This window comes from Arthrobacter sp. CAN_A2 (assembly GCF_015752045.1).
Lineage (GTDB): Bacteria > Actinomycetota > Actinomycetes > Actinomycetales > Micrococcaceae > Arthrobacter_D.
In genome coordinates this window covers 1-15,696 of the sequence record NZ_JADOUS010000007.1, presented here as the reverse complement: position 1 = coordinate 15,696, position 15,696 = coordinate 1, and the positions used below count along the sequence as shown (strand labels likewise).

The 15,696-nt window shown below is 66.9% G+C and carries 17 protein-coding genes; 10 read left to right on the top strand and 7 right to left on the bottom strand.

Translation table 11 applies throughout. From position 1 onward, the window contains the following. Positions 1-91 precede the first annotated feature (91 nt). The 6 genes from IWX63_RS10475 to IWX63_RS10450 all read left to right on the top strand — a co-directional run bounded on the left by IWX63_RS10475 (position 92) and on the right by IWX63_RS10450 (position 6,125). Positions 92-1,516 (top strand): dipeptidase, encoded by a 1,425-nt coding sequence (locus IWX63_RS10475; protein WP_199278125.1) that lies wholly within the window; start codon positions 92-94, stop codon positions 1,514-1,516. Positions 1,517-1,673: 157 nt separating this feature from the next. Then, positions 1,674-2,054, top strand: a complete 381-nt coding sequence (locus IWX63_RS10470; protein ID WP_199278124.1) for a HesB/IscA family protein — start codon at positions 1,674-1,676, stop codon at positions 2,052-2,054. A gap of 170 nt (positions 2,055-2,224) precedes the next feature. Then, positions 2,225-3,097, top strand: coding sequence for an aa3-type cytochrome oxidase subunit II (gene ctaC, locus IWX63_RS10465; protein WP_199278123.1), 873 nt, complete (start codon positions 2,225-2,227; stop codon positions 3,095-3,097). Further along, on the top strand, positions 3,097-4,824 hold the full coding sequence (gene ctaD / locus IWX63_RS10460) for an aa3-type cytochrome oxidase subunit I (protein ID WP_199278122.1): 1,728 nt from the start codon (positions 3,097-3,099) through the stop codon (positions 4,822-4,824). Before ctaC ends, ctaD begins: the two co-directional genes overlap by 1 nt. Further along, on the top strand, positions 4,821-5,222 hold the full coding sequence (locus tag IWX63_RS10455) for a cytochrome c oxidase subunit 4 (protein ID WP_199278121.1): 402 nt from the start codon (positions 4,821-4,823) through the stop codon (positions 5,220-5,222). Before ctaD ends, IWX63_RS10455 begins: the two co-directional genes overlap by 4 nt. Positions 5,223-5,342: 120 nt before the next feature. Then, a complete protein-coding gene (locus tag IWX63_RS10450) occupies positions 5,343-6,125 on the top strand; it encodes a GntR family transcriptional regulator (RefSeq protein ID WP_199278299.1) in 783 nt (260 codons plus the stop codon). A gap of 99 nt (positions 6,126-6,224) precedes the next feature. Here IWX63_RS10450 and IWX63_RS10445 read toward each other — a convergent pair whose 3' ends face one another. The 5 genes from IWX63_RS10445 to ctaE form a co-directional block, all read right to left on the bottom strand. Further along, positions 6,225-6,842 (bottom strand): phosphatase PAP2 family protein, encoded by a 618-nt coding sequence (locus tag IWX63_RS10445; protein ID WP_199278120.1) that lies wholly within the window; start codon positions 6,840-6,842, stop codon positions 6,225-6,227. Between the two features lie 100 nt (positions 6,843-6,942). Continuing rightward, positions 6,943-8,628: a cytochrome bc1 complex cytochrome b subunit gene (gene qcrB / locus IWX63_RS10440; protein ID WP_199278119.1), complete on the bottom strand. Its 1,686-nt coding sequence runs from the start codon at positions 8,626-8,628 to the stop codon at positions 6,943-6,945. 1 nt (position 8,629) lies between these two features. After that, the gene (gene qcrA / locus IWX63_RS10435) at positions 8,630-9,652 is read right to left on the bottom strand and encodes a cytochrome bc1 complex Rieske iron-sulfur subunit (protein WP_199278118.1); all 1,023 of its coding nucleotides are present in this window, start codon (positions 9,650-9,652) and stop codon (positions 8,630-8,632) included. A 69-nt stretch (positions 9,653-9,721) separates the two neighbouring features. Beyond that, positions 9,722-10,513, bottom strand: a complete 792-nt coding sequence (gene qcrC / locus IWX63_RS10430; protein WP_199278117.1) for a cytochrome bc1 complex diheme cytochrome c subunit — start codon at positions 10,511-10,513, stop codon at positions 9,722-9,724. 85 nt (positions 10,514-10,598) lie between these two features. After that, a complete protein-coding gene (gene ctaE, locus IWX63_RS10425) occupies positions 10,599-11,237 on the bottom strand; it encodes an aa3-type cytochrome oxidase subunit III (protein ID WP_199278116.1) in 639 nt (212 codons plus the stop codon). Positions 11,238-11,384: 147 nt separating this feature from the next. Between ctaE and trpD the strand changes: the two genes are divergently transcribed. Further along, positions 11,385-12,446 (top strand): anthranilate phosphoribosyltransferase, encoded by a 1,062-nt coding sequence (gene trpD, locus IWX63_RS10420; RefSeq protein WP_199278115.1) that lies wholly within the window; start codon positions 11,385-11,387, stop codon positions 12,444-12,446. Positions 12,447-12,473: 27 nt separating this feature from the next. Here trpD and IWX63_RS10415 read toward each other — a convergent pair whose 3' ends face one another. Together IWX63_RS10415 and IWX63_RS10410 are read right to left on the bottom strand one after the other, a co-directional pair. Continuing rightward, the gene (locus IWX63_RS10415; protein ID WP_199278114.1) at positions 12,474-12,755 is read right to left on the bottom strand and encodes an Lrp/AsnC family transcriptional regulator; all 282 of its coding nucleotides are present in this window, start codon (positions 12,753-12,755) and stop codon (positions 12,474-12,476) included. A 39-nt stretch (positions 12,756-12,794) separates the two neighbouring features. After that, positions 12,795-13,217: a DUF3054 domain-containing protein gene (locus IWX63_RS10410; RefSeq protein ID WP_199278113.1), complete on the bottom strand. Its 423-nt coding sequence runs from the start codon at positions 13,215-13,217 to the stop codon at positions 12,795-12,797. Between the two features lie 92 nt (positions 13,218-13,309). Between IWX63_RS10410 and IWX63_RS10405 the strand changes: the two genes are divergently transcribed. The 3 genes from IWX63_RS10405 to IWX63_RS10395 all read left to right on the top strand — a co-directional run bounded on the left by IWX63_RS10405 (position 13,310) and on the right by IWX63_RS10395 (position 15,622). Then, positions 13,310-13,777 (top strand): VOC family protein, encoded by a 468-nt coding sequence (locus tag IWX63_RS10405; RefSeq protein ID WP_199278112.1) that lies wholly within the window; start codon positions 13,310-13,312, stop codon positions 13,775-13,777. Between the two features lie 991 nt (positions 13,778-14,768). Continuing rightward, positions 14,769-14,978, top strand: coding sequence for a hypothetical protein (locus IWX63_RS16820; RefSeq protein WP_334685794.1), 210 nt, complete (start codon positions 14,769-14,771; stop codon positions 14,976-14,978). Continuing rightward, on the top strand, positions 14,972-15,622 hold the full coding sequence (locus IWX63_RS10395; RefSeq protein ID WP_334685793.1) for an MFS transporter: 651 nt from the start codon (positions 14,972-14,974) through the stop codon (positions 15,620-15,622). The genes IWX63_RS16820 and IWX63_RS10395 overlap by 7 nt, the downstream gene beginning before the upstream one ends. The last annotated feature ends 74 nt before the right edge of the window (positions 15,623-15,696 follow it).

Below are 15,696 nucleotides of genomic sequence, written 5' to 3'. Positions count from 1 at the left end.
CCCTGCCGCCCGGAGGCCTGACGCGGCCGACCGGTTCCCGGGCGGTGCGCGGCCCCGGGCCTGGCGGGGTGTGCGTGTGTAGGGTTCTGGCATGACTTCCGTGAACCCCACCACTGACCACCCGCACGAACCGTCGCGTGTCGCCGACCAGCTGCGCGCCAGTGTCGACGCGTCCTTCCCCCGCATCGTCGAGCAGCTCTCGAGCCTCGTCGCCATCCAGGGCATCGCCTGGGACGCTTTCGACGCCCATGAGCTCGACCGCAGCGCCGAGGCGGTGGCGGACCTGATCCGCGGCGTGGGCCTCGACGACGTCCGCATCCTGCGCGTGGACAACGACGGCACGCCGGGCGGTCCCGCCGTCGTCGCCCGCCGCGCGGCGGCCGAGGGACAGCCGACCGTCCTCCTCTACGCGCACCACGACGTGCAGCCGCCGGGGGACCCGGCGCTCTGGGAGTCCGAGCCGTTCGTCGCGACGGAACGCAACGGCCGGTTGTACGGCCGGGGTGCCGCCGACGACAAGGCGGGCATCATGGCGCACATCGGCGCCTTCGGGGCCCTCAGCGAAGTGCTCGGCGATGCCTTCGGCGTCGGCGTGACCCTGTTCATCGAGGGCGAGGAGGAGGCCGGCTCGCCGACCTTCCGCTCCTTCCTCGAGACGTACCAGGACGATCTCCGGGCCGATGTGATCGTCGTCGCCGACTCCAGCAACTGGAAGGTGGGTGTGCCCGCCCTGACCACGAGCCTGCGCGGCCTGGTGGACGGCACCATCGAGGTGCAGGTCCTCGACCACGCCGTCCACTCGGGCATGTTCGGCGGCCCCGTGCTGGACGCCCCGACACTCCTGTCCCGGCTGATCGCGACGCTGCACGACGACGCCGGCGACGTCGCCATCGCGGGGCTGCACGGTGGGGACCACGCGACCGTGGACTACGACGAGGGCGACTTCCGGGCGGATGCATCGGTGCTCGACGGCGTGCGCCTCGCCGGCACCGGGTCCATCGCCTCGCGCCTGTGGCACAAGCCCGCGCTGTCGATCATCGGCATGGACGTCCCGACCGTCGCGCTGTCCTCCAACACGCTCCTTCCGCGGGCCCGCGCCAAGTTCAGCCTGCGCCTCGCGCCCGGCCAGGAGCCCCAGGCCGCGATGGAAGCCGTCCGGGCCCACGTCGAAGCCCACGCGCCATTCGGCGCCCGGGTGACGTTCACACCGGGGGAGACGGGGAGCCCCTTCCTCACGGACACCACCGAACCGGCATCCCGGCTCGCCCTCGACGCGCTCGAAGAGGCCTGGGGCGTCCAGCCCGTGGAAGCGGGTATGGGCGGCTCGATCCCCTTCATCGCCGACCTCACCGAGCTCTTCCCGTCCGCGCAGATCCTGATCACCGGGGTGGAGGACCCCGACTCCCGCGCGCACAGCGCGAACGAGTCGCTGCACCTCGACGAGTTCAGGAAGGCGGTCCTGGCCGAGGCGATCCTCCTCGCCCGGGTCAACGACGGCGGGCTCACCCGCGGCTGAACCGGGGGACGGGAGGCAGGGCGGAAATGTTTCCGCCCTGCCGTCCGTTATGACTCATGCGGGCCCGGCGTACGATGAAGCAAAGCCGTGCGCCCCATACCGCGGACGGCATTGAGAGCGGACACACCACGGTGGGGTCCGAGCGAGGAGAAACACCATGAGCACATCGACCACCGAGACCGGATCCCTCCAGGAGTCCACGGAGCTGGCCGCGCACGAGGTCAACCTGTCCGACGTCGCGGCAGGCAAGGTGCGTAGCCTCCTCGAGCAGGAGGGCCGGACCGACCTCCGGCTGCGCGTCGCAGTACAGCCCGGCGGCTGCTCGGGCCTGATCTACCAGCTGTACTTCGACGAGCGCGTCCTCGACGGTGACGCCGTCCGTGACTTCGACGGCGTCGAGGTCATCGTGGACAAGATGAGCGTCCCGTACCTGTCGGGGGCCTCGATCGATTTCGAGGACACCATCTCGAAGCAGGGCTTCACCATCGACAACCCGAACGCGGGCGGATCCTGCGCCTGTGGAGACTCCTTCCACTAGCACGATCGCGGGGCCCGGAGCATCACCGTCGAGGTGTGTTCCGGGCCTTTTGCGTGTCACCGGATCGCGGGTCTTCCGGGTAAGCTCTACAGTGAGTAGTAAAACTGGATGTGCACCCCGGGCCGCTTCACGGGCGGGTGGCAACGCACGTAGAAAAGGAAGGTCCGTCTGTGAGTTCGCAGGACCGAACCGGTAGCAAGCGCGTCAGGATCGCAAAGATCTCCAGCATCTCGCTGGCCGGCGCCCTCCTACTGACCGGCTGTTCGGCAGAAGCCCAAAGGGGCTGGCTTCCGGCAGACCGTGACAACACCAATCACACCGGGGCCATCACCGATCTGTGGGTCAACTCGTGGATCGCGGCGCTCGTCGTCGGCATCATCACGTGGGGACTGATCATCTGGTGCATGGTCGCGTACCGTCGCCGGAAGAACGACACCGGCTACCCCCGGCAGATCAGCTACAACCTGCCCCTCGAGATCTTCTACTTGACCATCCCGCTGTTCATGGTCCTCGTGTTCTTCTACTTCACGGAGCGCGACATCGCGACCATCGACGCCCGCGTCGAGGATCCCGACGTCATCGTGGACGTCCGCGGCAAGCAGTGGTCGTGGGACTTCAACTACGTCAAGGAAGACAAGTACTCCACGGGCGTCCAGGGGAACCTGAACGGTGAAGAGGGCGTGCCGGAGAACCTGCCGACCCTGTACCTGCCCGTCAACAGGTCCGTCGAGCTCCAGCTCAATGCCCGCGACGTGCAGCACTCGTTCTTCGTGCCCGCGTTCCTGCAGAAGCGCGACCTGTACCCGGGCCGCACCAACTACATCAACCTCACTCCGACGAAGGAGGGCGTATTCGCCGGCAAGTGTGCCGAGCTGTGCGGCCAGTACCACTCGGAGATGCTCTTCAACGTGGAGGTCGTCTCGCAGGAGGAGTTCGACGCACGGATGGCGCAACTGGAGGACGGTCAGCTCGGCGACGAGTACGATCGCGACTCCTACCCAGAGGATGATCCCGATACCGACCCAGCCAGGAGCAGCAGCTGATGTCCACCTTCGAATACACCCTTGAGGAAGCCGGCACCGTCGCGGCTCCGCGTGTTGTTCCGAGGTCCAAGGGGCGGATCGTCGTCAACTGGATCACCTCGACCGACCACAAGACCATCGGGTTCATGTACCTGATCGCCTCCTTCGTGTTCTTCTGCTTCGCCGGCGTGATGGCCCTGATCATCCGGGCGGAGCTGTTCGAGCCCGGCATGCAGGTCCTGCAGACCAAGGAGCAGTACAACCAGCTGTTCACGATGCACGGCACCGTGATGCTGCTGATGTTCGCGACCCCGCTGTTCGCCGGCTTCGCCAACGTGATCATGCCGCTCCAGATCGGCGCGCCCGACGTCGCCTTCCCTCGCCTGAACGCCCTGGCCTTCTGGTTCTTCCTGTTCGGCAGCACCATCGCCGTCTCCGGCTTCATCACCCCGCAGGGCGCGGCGTCGTTCGGCTGGTTCGCGTACGCCCCGCTGTCGAGTACGACGTTCTCACCGGGCGTGGGTGGGGACCTGTGGGTCTTCGGACTCGCGCTCTCCGGGTTCGGTACCATCCTCGGCGCCGTCAACTTCATCACCACGATCATCTGCATGCGCGCTCCGGGCATGACCATGTGGCGCATGCCCATCTTCACCTGGAACACGCTGATCACGGCGATCCTCGTCCTGATGGCCTTCCCGCCGCTGGCCGCCGCGCTGTTCGCGCTCGGTGCCGACCGCCGCTTCGGAGCCCACATCTTCGACCCCGAAGCCGGCGGGGCCATCCTCTGGCAGCACCTCTTCTGGTTCTTCGGCCACCCCGAGGTCTACATCATCGCGCTGCCGTTCTTCGGGATCGTCTCTGAGATCTTCCCGGTGTTCTCCCGCAAGCCGATCTTCGGCTACAAGGGCATCGTCTACGCGACGATCGCCATCGCCGCCCTCTCCGTGACCGTGTGGGCCCACCACATGTACGTCACCGGGGCCGTGCTCCTGCCGTTCTTCGCCTTCATGACCATGCTCATCGCGGTTCCCACGGGCGTGAAGTTCTTCAATTGGATCGGCACCCTGTGGCGGGGATCGGTCACCTTCGAGACCCCGATGCTGTGGAGCCTCGGCTTCCTCGTGACGTTCCTCTTCGGAGGCCTCACCGGCATCATCCTCGCCTCGCCGCCCCTGGACTTCCACGTCTCGGACACCTACTTCGTCGTCGCCCACTTCCACTATGTGGTCTTCGGGACCGTCGTCTTCGCGATGTTCGCCGGGTTCTACTTCTGGTGGCCCAAGTTCACGGGCAAGATGCTCAACGAGCGCCTCGGCAAGATCCACTTCTGGATGCTGTTCCTGGGCTTCCACGCCACGTTCCTCATCCAGCACTGGCTCGGCGTCGAGGGCATGCCCCGCCGCTACGCGGACTACCTGCCCGAGGACGGCTTCACCGCCATGAACCAGTTCTCCACCATCGGGTCCTTCGTTCTCGGCGCCTCGCTGATCCCGTTCTTCTGGAACGTGTACATCACCTGGCGCACGGGCAAGAAGGTCGAGGTCGACGACCCCTGGGGCTTCGGCGCCTCCTTGGAGTGGGCGACGTCCTGCCCCCCTCCGCGCCACAACTTCACGTCGCTGCCGCGCATCCGGTCCGAGCGCCCCGCGCTCGACCTGCACCACCCCGAGCTGCAGCAGACACACACCCCCGACAGCAGCGCCGCCAGCTTCATGGGCGCCGCTGACCGAGAGGACGCCAGCGCATGAGGATCGAGACGAAGCTCTTCACCTACCTCACGCCGTTCTTCCTCCTGGTGGGCACCGTGTACGGTTTCCTCGTCGAATGGACGGAACCGGTCGGATTCCTCGCCCTGTACCTGACGGCCGGACTCTCCGGGATGATCGGTTTCTACCTCGGCTTCACCGGCAAGCGCGTCGGAGACCGACCGGAGGACCGCCTCGACGCGGAGATCCACGAGGGTTCCGGCGAGCAGGGGCACTTCAGCCCCTGGAGCTGGTGGCCACTGGTGCTCGGCCTGGCCGCAGCGACCAGTTTCGCCGGACTGGCGGTCGGTTTCTGGATCCTGTACATCGGCATGGGGCTGGCTGTGATCGCCCTCGTCGGCTGGGTCTACGAGTACAGCCGCGGGTACCACGCCCACTGATCGATCCGACCATCAATGAAAGGGAGCCCGCCACGCGCGGGCTCCCTTTCGTTTGACCGCGTCGTACACTCGCACCGTTGCCCGACGCGCCGATCACAGGAGAGGGAACGCATGGCCGTGATGCCTCGACCCTTCGACGCCGAACCGCTCGACGACGCATCGACCACGCCGAAACACGTGCAGTTGCGTGAGAGCCTGCGGCGCTACGTCCGGCAGTTCGGGGAGCCGGGCGCGGCCATACCCTCCGAGCGGCACCTCGGCAGCTACTACGGGGTGGCCCGGATGACGGTCCGCCACGCGATCGACGCGCTCGTCGCCGAGGAGGTGCTCGAGCGGGTCGTGGGGCTGGGGACCTTCGTCGCGCGCAGCAAGATGGATCTGCACATGAAGATGACGTCCTACACGGAGGAGATGATCCGGCGCGGGATGGTCCCGGACGCGCGGGTCCTCAGCTTCGAACAGCAGGGGGCATCGCCGCTCGTCGCGCGGGAACTCCAGATCGAGATCGGCCAGCCCGTGGTGCGCTTCCGGCGTCAGCTCCTCGCCGACGGCGAGCCCATGAGCGTCGACGAGAACTTCATCCCCGCCCATTGCGTGACGGGCATCCTCGACGATCCTCCGCCGACGTCGCTCTACAACGTCCTGAGCGAGAAGTACGGCCTGGTCATGGAGTGGGGTGAGGACACCATCGAGGCAACCGCCGCCTCGCCGTCGATCGCGCGACTGCTCAACGTGGAGATGAACGCCCCGCTCCTGAAGATCCAGCGGCACGCCTATGTTGCCCGCACGATGGTCGACTATTCCGTCTCCTACTACCGCGCCGACCGGTACAAACTGTGGGTGCCCCTGCAGCGCCCCGGCGTGCGCACGCCACGGGCATACAGCGCCAAGCGCCTGCGGTAGGCGCTGCGGCGGTCCTGGAGGCTCACGCGCCAGTTCCTGGCAACGGGCGAGACCGCAGACCCCGCCGTGGTCGACGGCGCGTGGTCGGGACCCGAGAGGTCAGCCGGCGACGACGACCATGGCGAACCCAGCGCCGATCAGGCCACCGAGGAGGAATCCGGCAGCCACCTGGGACGGTGTGTGGGCGCGGAGGCGTACGCGCGACCACCCGACCGCTGCCGGTACGACCAGGAGCAGGAGGGCGGCCGGTCCGACGACGGCGATCGTCCCAGCCGTCACGAAGACAGCGACCGCGGAGTGGGCGGAGAGCTTCCAGCACAGATTCACGAGGAGCACCACGGCCACGCCCGCGACGGTACACCAGACCGCGCCGGTGACCACCCGGGGTGCCCCGAGAAGCGTGAGGGCCCACAGTCCAACCGCGATGGAGACGAGCGTGCCGGCGAGCACCGGCGCACGCTGGCGCCGGTCGCTGATGTGATGGTCGGTCACGTACCCGCGCCGCACCAGAATGAGGACGGCGGCAAGGGGGAGTGCGGTGGTGAATCCGGTGGCGACGACGGCGTACAGGATCCCGTTCGGCCAACCGGCCGCGCCGAGCGCCGTACCCACCAGGAAGAGGCTGACGAGCACGGCGGGCGCGCAGATCTCGCTGATCGCAGCGGCGACTGCCCCGGGCTGCGGCGGGGCGGAGAGGACGGGGCGGGTGCCGGTCATAGGGGGTTCCTTCGTCGGTGCGGGAGGGAGGACCCGGAGACGCACGAAGGGCCCGGACGGTATGTCCGGGCCCTTCTGTCAGCCTGCGGGGAGGTGGTCCCTAGTGGCTGGCGATGGACTCGCGGTCCTTCGCGCCGGCAACCTCGCCGTGATGATCGCCGTGCGACGCTTCGAGTTCCCTCGGCGTCACCGGTGCAACGCGGTCCTCGAAGAAGAAGCTCGAGATCCGGCCGTGGGCCTTGTCTAGGATCGAGACCTTGCCGTTCTCGTCCGGCTTCGGGACCATGACCTCGGGCGACTCGAAGGCGACCAGCTTGTACCGCTTGTAGTCGTCGACAGGCTCGTGGACCTCGATGAACTCGCCGTGTGGCAGGCGCACGATCCGTCCGGTCTCGCGACCATGGAGTGCGATCTCGCGGTCCTTGCGCTGCAGGGCGAGGGAGATCCGACGCGACGCCATGAACGCGAGGATCGGGCCGAAGATCACCAGGAAGCGCAGCCAGTACAGGACGTCGTTCAGCGAGACCAGGAAGTGGGTCGCGATGAGGTCGGAGCTTGCGGCCGCCCACATGACGCAGTAGAACGTGACTCCTGCGACGCCGATCGCGGTGCGGGTCGGTGCGTTGCGGGGACGGTCGAGCAGGTGGTGCTCCCGCTTGTCCTTCGTGACCCAGGCTTCGATCCAGGGCCAGGCGAACATCGCGGTGAACACGATGATGGCGGGGACCAGGGCGGGGATCAGGACGTTCAGCGAGAGCGTGTTGACACCCCAGGGGAAGGGGAGCAGGAACTCGAAGTCGAAGCTGTCTCCGATCGTCCCGGGCATGAGGCGCAGCGCACCGTCGACCCAGCCGATGTACCAGTCGGGCTGGGTACCGGCGGACACGGGAGACGGGTCGTACGGACCGTAGTTCCAGATCGGGTTGATGGTGAAGGCGGCCGCGATGGCTGCCAGGACACCGAACACGATGAAGAAGAATCCGCCGGCCTTCGCGGCGTACACGGGCCCTACGGGGTAGCCGACGACGTTCGTGTTCGTCCGTCCGGGGCCGGGGAACTGCGAGTGCTTGTGCAGCACGACCATGAAGAGGTGGATGCCGATCAGGAGAAGGATGATCGCCGGGATCAGCAGGATGTGCAGCACGTACAGGCGGCCGATGATCATGGTGCCCGGGAACTCACCGCCGAAGAGGAAGAAGCTCAGGTAGGTACCGACCACCGGGATGGCCTTCATGACGCCGTCGATGATGCGCAGGCCGTTGCCGGAGAGCAGGTCATCGGGGAGCGAGTAGCCGGTGAAGCCGGCCGCGAGGCTCAGGATCAGGAGGGTGCAGCCGACAACCCAGTTGAACTCGCGGGGGCGGCGGAAGGCACCGGTGAAGAAGACGCGCAGCATGTGCACGGCCACGGAGGCCACGAACAGGAGTGCCGCCCAGTGGTGGATCTGCCGCATGAACAGGCCGCCGCGGATATCGAAGGAGATATCGAGTGAGGAGGCGTAGGCCACGGACATCTCGACGCCACGGAGGGGCAGGTAGCTGCCCTCGTAGTGCGTCTCTGCCATCGAAGGATCGTAGAAGAAGGTGAGGAATGTTCCGGAGATCAGCAGGATGACGAAGGTGTACAGCGCCACCTCGCCGAACATGAAGGTCCAGTGATCCGGGAAGATCTTCCGGCCGAACTCCTTGACGATCGCAGAGCCGCCGACCCGGGAGTCCACGTAGTCGGTGACCTTACCCACGCGCGTCTTCGGCGCGTACGGTTGTGTCGCGGTTGAGCTGCTCATGTCAGCCTCGCTCCCAGAAACTAGGTCCTACGGGTTCTTGGAAATCGCTAGACGCGACGAGGTAGCCCTCGTCGTCGACTTCGATGGGTAGCTGCGGCAGCGGACGTGCTGCAGGACCGAAGATCACCTTGCACTCTTGCTCGAGGTCGAAGGTGGACTGGTGGCAGGGGCACAGCAGGTGGTGCGTCTGCTGCTCGTACAGCGCGACCGGGCAGCCGACGTGCGTGCAAATCTTGGAGTACGCCACGATGCCGTCGTACGCCCAGTTCTCCCGGCCAGGAGAAGGGTTGAGTTCTTCCGGATCGAGGCGCATGAGCAGGACGACCGCCTTGGCCTTCTCCTCGAGCTTGTTCTCGACCTCGTTCAGTCCTTCGGGGATCACGTGGAAAGCTGAACCGATGGTCACGTCCGACGCCCGGATGGGCGTACCGCTCGGATCCCGGGTCAGGCGGACACCCGTGTCCCACATGGTCTCCTTGAGCACGTTGCCGGGCAGGGGTCCTAGATCGCGGAAGATGACGATCGCAGGGAGCGGGGCGAGGAGTGCGGCTCCGAGGAGCGTGTTCCGGATCAGGGGACGCCGCTTGATGCCGGACTCGTCGAGGATGTCGTTGACGATCTTCTCGGCGTCCCGGCGGTCCTGCTCGGGGCGGATCTCGTGACGCTGCTCCGTGACCTCGTGGTCGGGCATGAGGGTCTTGGCCCAGTGGACGATCCCGACGCCGATGCCCAGCATCGCGAAGGCGGTGCCGAGCCCGAGGAGCAGGTTCTGGAGGCGCAGCCGCGCGATGGTCTCGTCGAGCGGTACCAGGAAGTATCCGGCGAAGAAGAGCAGCGTCCCGAGGACCGAGACGAAGAACAGCAGAGCGACCTGGCGTTCGGCACGCTTCTCGGCACGCGGATCCCGATCGGCGAGGCGCGGGCGGTGGGGCGGGAGGCCCGGGTTCTCGAACTCGTCCAGCGCCCGCCCGGGCGTGGCAACAGTGACCGAGCTGCCGGGGGCGCCGTGACTAGAGTCGGCCATGATCCCTCTTATCTTTCATTAGGTACTGCGAGTCTGTAATTGATTCGTTCACGAGACGCTCCTGGATGGTCAGGAGGAGCGCGACGTGAGCCACACGGTGAACGCGATGATGACGCCGAGGCCGGCGACCCAGATGAACAGGCCCTCGGAGACGGGGCCGAGCGAACCGAGATCCGCTCCGCCGGGAGAGCCCTGCTCGTCGATGGTGTTGAGGAAGGCGATGATGTCCTGCTTGTCCTCGGGGCTCACGTTGGCGTCGTTGAAGACCGGCATGTTCTGCGGACCGGTGACCATCGCCTCGTAGATGTGCTTCTCGCTCACGCCCGCGAGGGACGGGGCGTACTTGCCGCGGGTCAGGGCGCCACCGGCAGCGGCAGCGTTGTGGCACATGGCGCAGTTCACACGGAAGAGCTCACCGCCGTTGGCCGGGTCGCCTTCGGACGCGTCGAGGATGTCTTCGGACGGGATGGACGGGCCGGCACCGAGCGAGGCCACGTATGCGGCCATCTGGCTGATCTGCTCGTCATTGAACTGGACCGGCTTGACCTGGGCCTGCGGACCGTCCATCTGCATCGGCATGCGGCCGGTGCCGACCTGGAAGTCGACGGATGCGGCTCCGACGCCGACGAGCGACGGCGCAGCGTCCGATCCCGTGGCCCCCAAGCCGTGGCAGGAGGCGCAGTTCGCCGTGAAGAGCTTACTGCCCTCTTCGACGTCGTCGGCAGTGAATGTGGTGGTCTGTGCCTGCGCCTCGTTGGCGGTGCTGGCTGCGGCGTAGATTCCGCCGGTGACGAGGAGCGCCATTAACAGCAGCGCCAACGCTGCGAGTGGGTGACGCCGCCTCTGGGAGAGTGCCTTCACGGGGTGGTTCCTGCCTTTTTCGGTGCGAGCGCTGCGGAGATTCTTCAGTGAATTCTACCTCTAGTAGAAGAGCCTACAGGAGGAGTTACTGAAGGAAGTAGATGATGATGAAGAGGCCGATCCAGACGACGTCGACGAAGTGCCAGTAGTAGGACGTGACGATGGCCGAGGTGGCCTCGAAGTGCCCGAACTGGCGGGCGATGAACGCACGGCCGATGATCAGCAGGAAGGCGACGAGGCCGCCGACCACGTGGATCCCGTGGAAGCCTGTGGTGATGTAGAAGGCGGACCCGAAGGCGTTGGAGTTCAGTGCGACGCCTTCGGCGACCAGCTCTGCGTACTCGTAGGCCTGGACGGAGACGAAGATCGCGCCCATGACGAACGTCAGCAGGAACCACTCGACCATGCCCCAGCGGGACAGCTGGAGGAGTCCGCCCGTCCTGCGGGGCTGGAGGCGCTCCGCGGCGAACACGCCGAACTGGCAGCTGAACGAGCTCGACACCAGGATGACGGTGTTCACGAGCGCGAACGGGACGTTCAGCTTCTCGGTCTCCATCGCCCACAGCTCACCGGAGGTGGAGCGCAGGGTGAAGTACATGGCAAAGAGGCCGGCGAAGAACATCAGCTCGCTGGACAGCCACACCACGGTTCCGACGGAAACCATGTTGGGGCGGTTCAGTGCTTGATGCGGGGCGGCGCTGGGGGCTTGGGTCGCAGATGTCACAGACTCATTATGTCCCCAAGATCAGCGCGATCACCAACGCGAAACGGCCGTTGCGGGGGCCTTGCCGCGCAGGGGGACGCGCAACGCCCGGTATTCCGGGGAAGTTCCCCGAGATGACTTTCTACAATTCGTAGATAATCTGGGACGGTGAGCCTGACAACAAGCCCCGCTGCGGTGCAGCCCACCTGGCCGTCGATCTTCTCGTCCCTCCTCGCGGGCACGGATCTGAGCGTGGGACAGAGCCGCTGGGCGATGGACACGATCATGGCGGGAGAGGCGAGCCATGCCCAGATCGCGGGCTTCCTGGTAGCGCTGCGTGCCAAGGGGGAATCGGTCGACGAGCTCACGGGGTTGGTCGAGGCGATGCTCGGCAGGGCGCACAGGATCCAGGTGGAAGGTCCCACGCTGGACATCGTCGGGACGGGCGGCGACGGACTGGGTACCCTCAACATCTCCACGATGTCGTCGCTGGTGGCCGTGGGCGCCGGTGCGAGGGTCGTCAAGCACGGGAACCGGGGTGCCTCCTCCGCGTCCGGGGCCGCGGATGTGATCGAGGAACTCGGCGTCCGGCTCGACCTGCCGCCCGCCGACGTCGCCAGGACCGCGGAGCGGGCCGGCATCACCTTCTGCTTCGCCCAGGTCTTCCACCCGTCCATGAAGCACGTGGCGGTGCCGCGCCGCGAGCTCGGCATCCCCACCGCCTTCAACTTCCTGGGGCCGTTGAGCAACCCGGCCGGCGTCAGTGCGCAGGCGCTCGGCTGCGCGGACGCGAGGATGGCCCCCCTGATGGCCGGTGTCCTCGCGGCGCGTGGAACCCGCGCCCTCGTCTTCCGGGGCGACGACGGCCGGGACAAGCTGACGACCAGCGGGTCCTCCACCGTGTGGGAGGTCCGCGACGGACAGGTGAGGGCCCACGAGGTGCACCCCGAGGACTTCGGACTCGATGTCGTCCCCGTCGATGCGCTGCGCGGCTCCGATGCCGCAGGGAACGCCGCGGTGGTCCGATCGGTGCTGGACGGCGAGACCGGACCTGTCCGGGACGCCGTCGTCCTCAACACCGCCGCCGGCCTCGTGGCACTCGACCCCACCGCGGAAGGAAGCCTCCTGGACCGGATCACAGCGGGAATGCAGCATGCGCGCGCGTCGATCGATTCCGGTGCGGCCCGCGGGGTCCTGGAGCGCTGGGTCGAGGTCAGCCGCTCGTACTGACCGTCGCAGCGCGTGCTGCGGCGGGCCTCAGCTGTCGAAGCCCAGGCTGAAAGCCGCGTCGAGATCGTGCTGGGAGTAGGAGCGGAAGGCGATCTGCGTCGTCGTCGAACGGATGCCCTCGATCTTCGACAGGCGGTCGGCGATCACGTCGGCCAGGTCCTCGTGGCGGCTCACGCGCGCGATGGCGATGAGGTCCCACTCGCCTGTCACCGAGTACACCTCGCTGATGCCGGCGATCTCTGAGATGGACTGCGCGCTCTCGGGGATCCGGGAGGCGTCGGTCTGGATGAGGACGAATGCGGTGATCATGGCATGCCTTTCGGGAGACGAGGAGGAATCGGACCTACGCTACCGCCGCCGGCGCCGCCGGATCGTCCGAAGGACGACGCGCGGCAGCAGCAGGAACGCACCGAGGACGATCAGCGTGACGACCTGGAAGCTGGGAGCGACCCCTGCGCCCGACATCGCCCGTACTGCCAGGCCGCCGGCGACGGTCACCAGCCACAGGACCACTCCGGTGGGCCACGCGGCGCCCGGCGAACGCCACGCACGCGCGGCCAGGGCCGCGACGGCGTAGGCCAGGAGGAACGGCCACGCGGTGTCGAGGACGCCGGCGACGGTGACGCCGTGCTCGTGCGTGCGGCGCCCCGAGGCGGCGAAGACGAGGATGAGGACGACGTCGGCGATGCCCCACACGAACGGGGCCGTCCGCGCACGCGCCGACCGGGACGAAGCCGGGTGGGCGGGACGAAGGGAGTCGCTACGGGGCATGGGATCAGCCTAGTGGTTGTCGCCGTCGTGTCCGTGGACTAGGTTCAGGCGATCGTCGTGCACCGTGGCGCGGCCTGAGCGAAGGACAGCCGATGGGATCGATCACCCCGTGCCTCTGGTTCGACGGCGACGCAGAGGAGGCCGCGCGGCTCTACACCTCGGTGGTGAGGAACTCCCGCATCCTCGGGGTCTCCCGCGCAGGCGACGGTCCCGAGGACGCTGCCATGATGGTCACGTTCGAGCTCGACGGGCAGCCTTTCGTAGCGCTCAACGGCGGGCCCCAGTACACCTTCACGGAAGCGACGTCCTTCCAGATCGCCTGCGGTGACCAGGCCGAGGTGGACCGCTACTGGGCGGCGCTGACGGCCGATGGCGGCGAGGAGGGCCGGTGCGGTTGGCTCAAGGACCGGTTCGGGCTCTCCTGGCAGGTGATCCCGACGGCCCTGCCGGCCCTGATCGGCGGCGACGATCCGGACGGCGCGCGGCGGGCCATGACCGCCATGCTCGCCATGGGGAAGCTCGACATCGCCGCGCTGAAGGCCGCCTACCAGGGGGACTGACCGGTTCGAGGGACGGCGGCACTGGTCGCCGGGGCGGGGCTCAGGATCACGAGCATGGCCCCGGCGGCAACGCAGACGACGTCGGAACAGTCGTCGACGCCGGGGCAGCAGTGCCTGGGTGTATGAACTGGCCAGCACGCCCGGCAGCCCATATTCGTCTCGTACAGGATCCTTTGGCCGGGCGGAGGCGGTGTCCGGCAGCGCCGCGCGGCGGGGAGGCGAACGTCAGGACTGGCGGGGGAGTGGTTGATCGCGCCGTGTCTCGGGAATGTGTCTCCTGCAGTGTGTTCGCAACGGGATCGTGAGTACGTCCAGCTGTCCTCGGGTGTGTTCCAGTGGGCCGTCGGTGAGTCCTGCGACCAGGACGACATCACGGCCGCCCCTGACGAACGACCGGGACGGGTCTCCACGCCCCGCTCGGAGTGGGGTCACCCCGGGTGGGTGACGCGCCGGCTGTGACCGGCACACAGGATGAGACTGCGGCGACCCGTCGCCGCAACCCGGTCAACCGAGGGACTGCAGCAAGGAGTCTGACATGCCACTGGCTGCACGACGCAGGCGCAGGACTGACACCGCTACCGGCGCGTCCCTCGTGATGCCACTCGATTGCTCTCCACGGGTGGTCATGACCTCGGGGTCAGGGGCACCAGCACCCGAGGCACGGTAGACCCGCAAACCAACCCGAGGACCCGAGTGACGAATGGTTGTTCCCAGGTCAGCTTTCGCAAAGGAGCCTCCGATGTCGAGACCACGCCCGAACCTTGCTGGATCTATCGCACTCGGGATAGTTGTCGCCATGCTCACGGGCTGCAACACGTCAACATCCGGCACCTCGACGCCCGAGCCGAGCGTTAGCAGCAGCAAGGCACCGGACACCGTCTCGGGGGTGTGCACTGCAGCAAGTGACTTTGCTGCGGCCCTCACAGATTTCAAACGGGCACTCGCCCCGGGTGTCACCGTTCAACAGCTCGATTCGGCACGGGATCAGGTCGTGAAGACCTACGACGATCTGATCGAAGCGAGTCAGGACGTCGCGGAGGACCAGGTGGATCCTGTGCGGACGGCCAAGGACGAGCTCGTCTCAGCCGTCGAGGCTGTTCCCGACGATGCCACCCTGAGCCAGGCGGTCGGATCCCTGCGGGATGAAGCCGCCAACGTCCAGGCCGCGGTCAGTGACCTGCAGACGGAGGCCACGTGTTGAGCGTCCGGGATTCGCAGGCCGGCTCCGGACTTGTTCTGGGCGTGCTGGCATCCGGCCAGTTCCTGATGACCCTCGACAGTTCGGTGATGAACGTATCGATGGCCACGGTGGCGGCAGACCTCGGGACGACGATCACCGGTATTCAGACAGCTATCACCCTGTACACCCTCGTTATGGCGTCGCTGATGATCACCGGCGGCAAGGTAGGGACCATCATGGGCCGCCGCCGGGCTTTCGCGCTGGGCCTGATCATCTATGCCGCAGGTTCGCTGACCACGGCGCTTGCGCCGAACCTGGCAGTTCTGCTGTTCGGCTGGTCACTTCTGGAGGGCATCGGGGCGGCACTGATCATGCCCGCGATCGTGTCGCTCGTCGCGGCCAACTTCCCGCAGGAACGCCGAGCCGGGGCCTACGGACTGGTGGCCGCAGCAGGGGCCATGGCGGTCGCCGCGGGTCCTCTCATCGGTGGCGCTGTGACCACGTTCGCATCGTGGCGTTATGTCTTCGTCGGCGAGGTGGTCATCGTCCTGGGGATCCTGCTCGTTCTGCGGAAGGTTGAGGACGTACCTGCTGCCAAGGTCCGGCTTGATTTCGTAGGATCCGCATTGTCGATCGTGGGACTGCTTGGTGTCATAGCGTCGTAGCAACAACATAACTGGATAGAGGGAGTTGCCTGGTGGGACGCAGGGCTTTGACGTTCTCGGATCGGGCAGACATC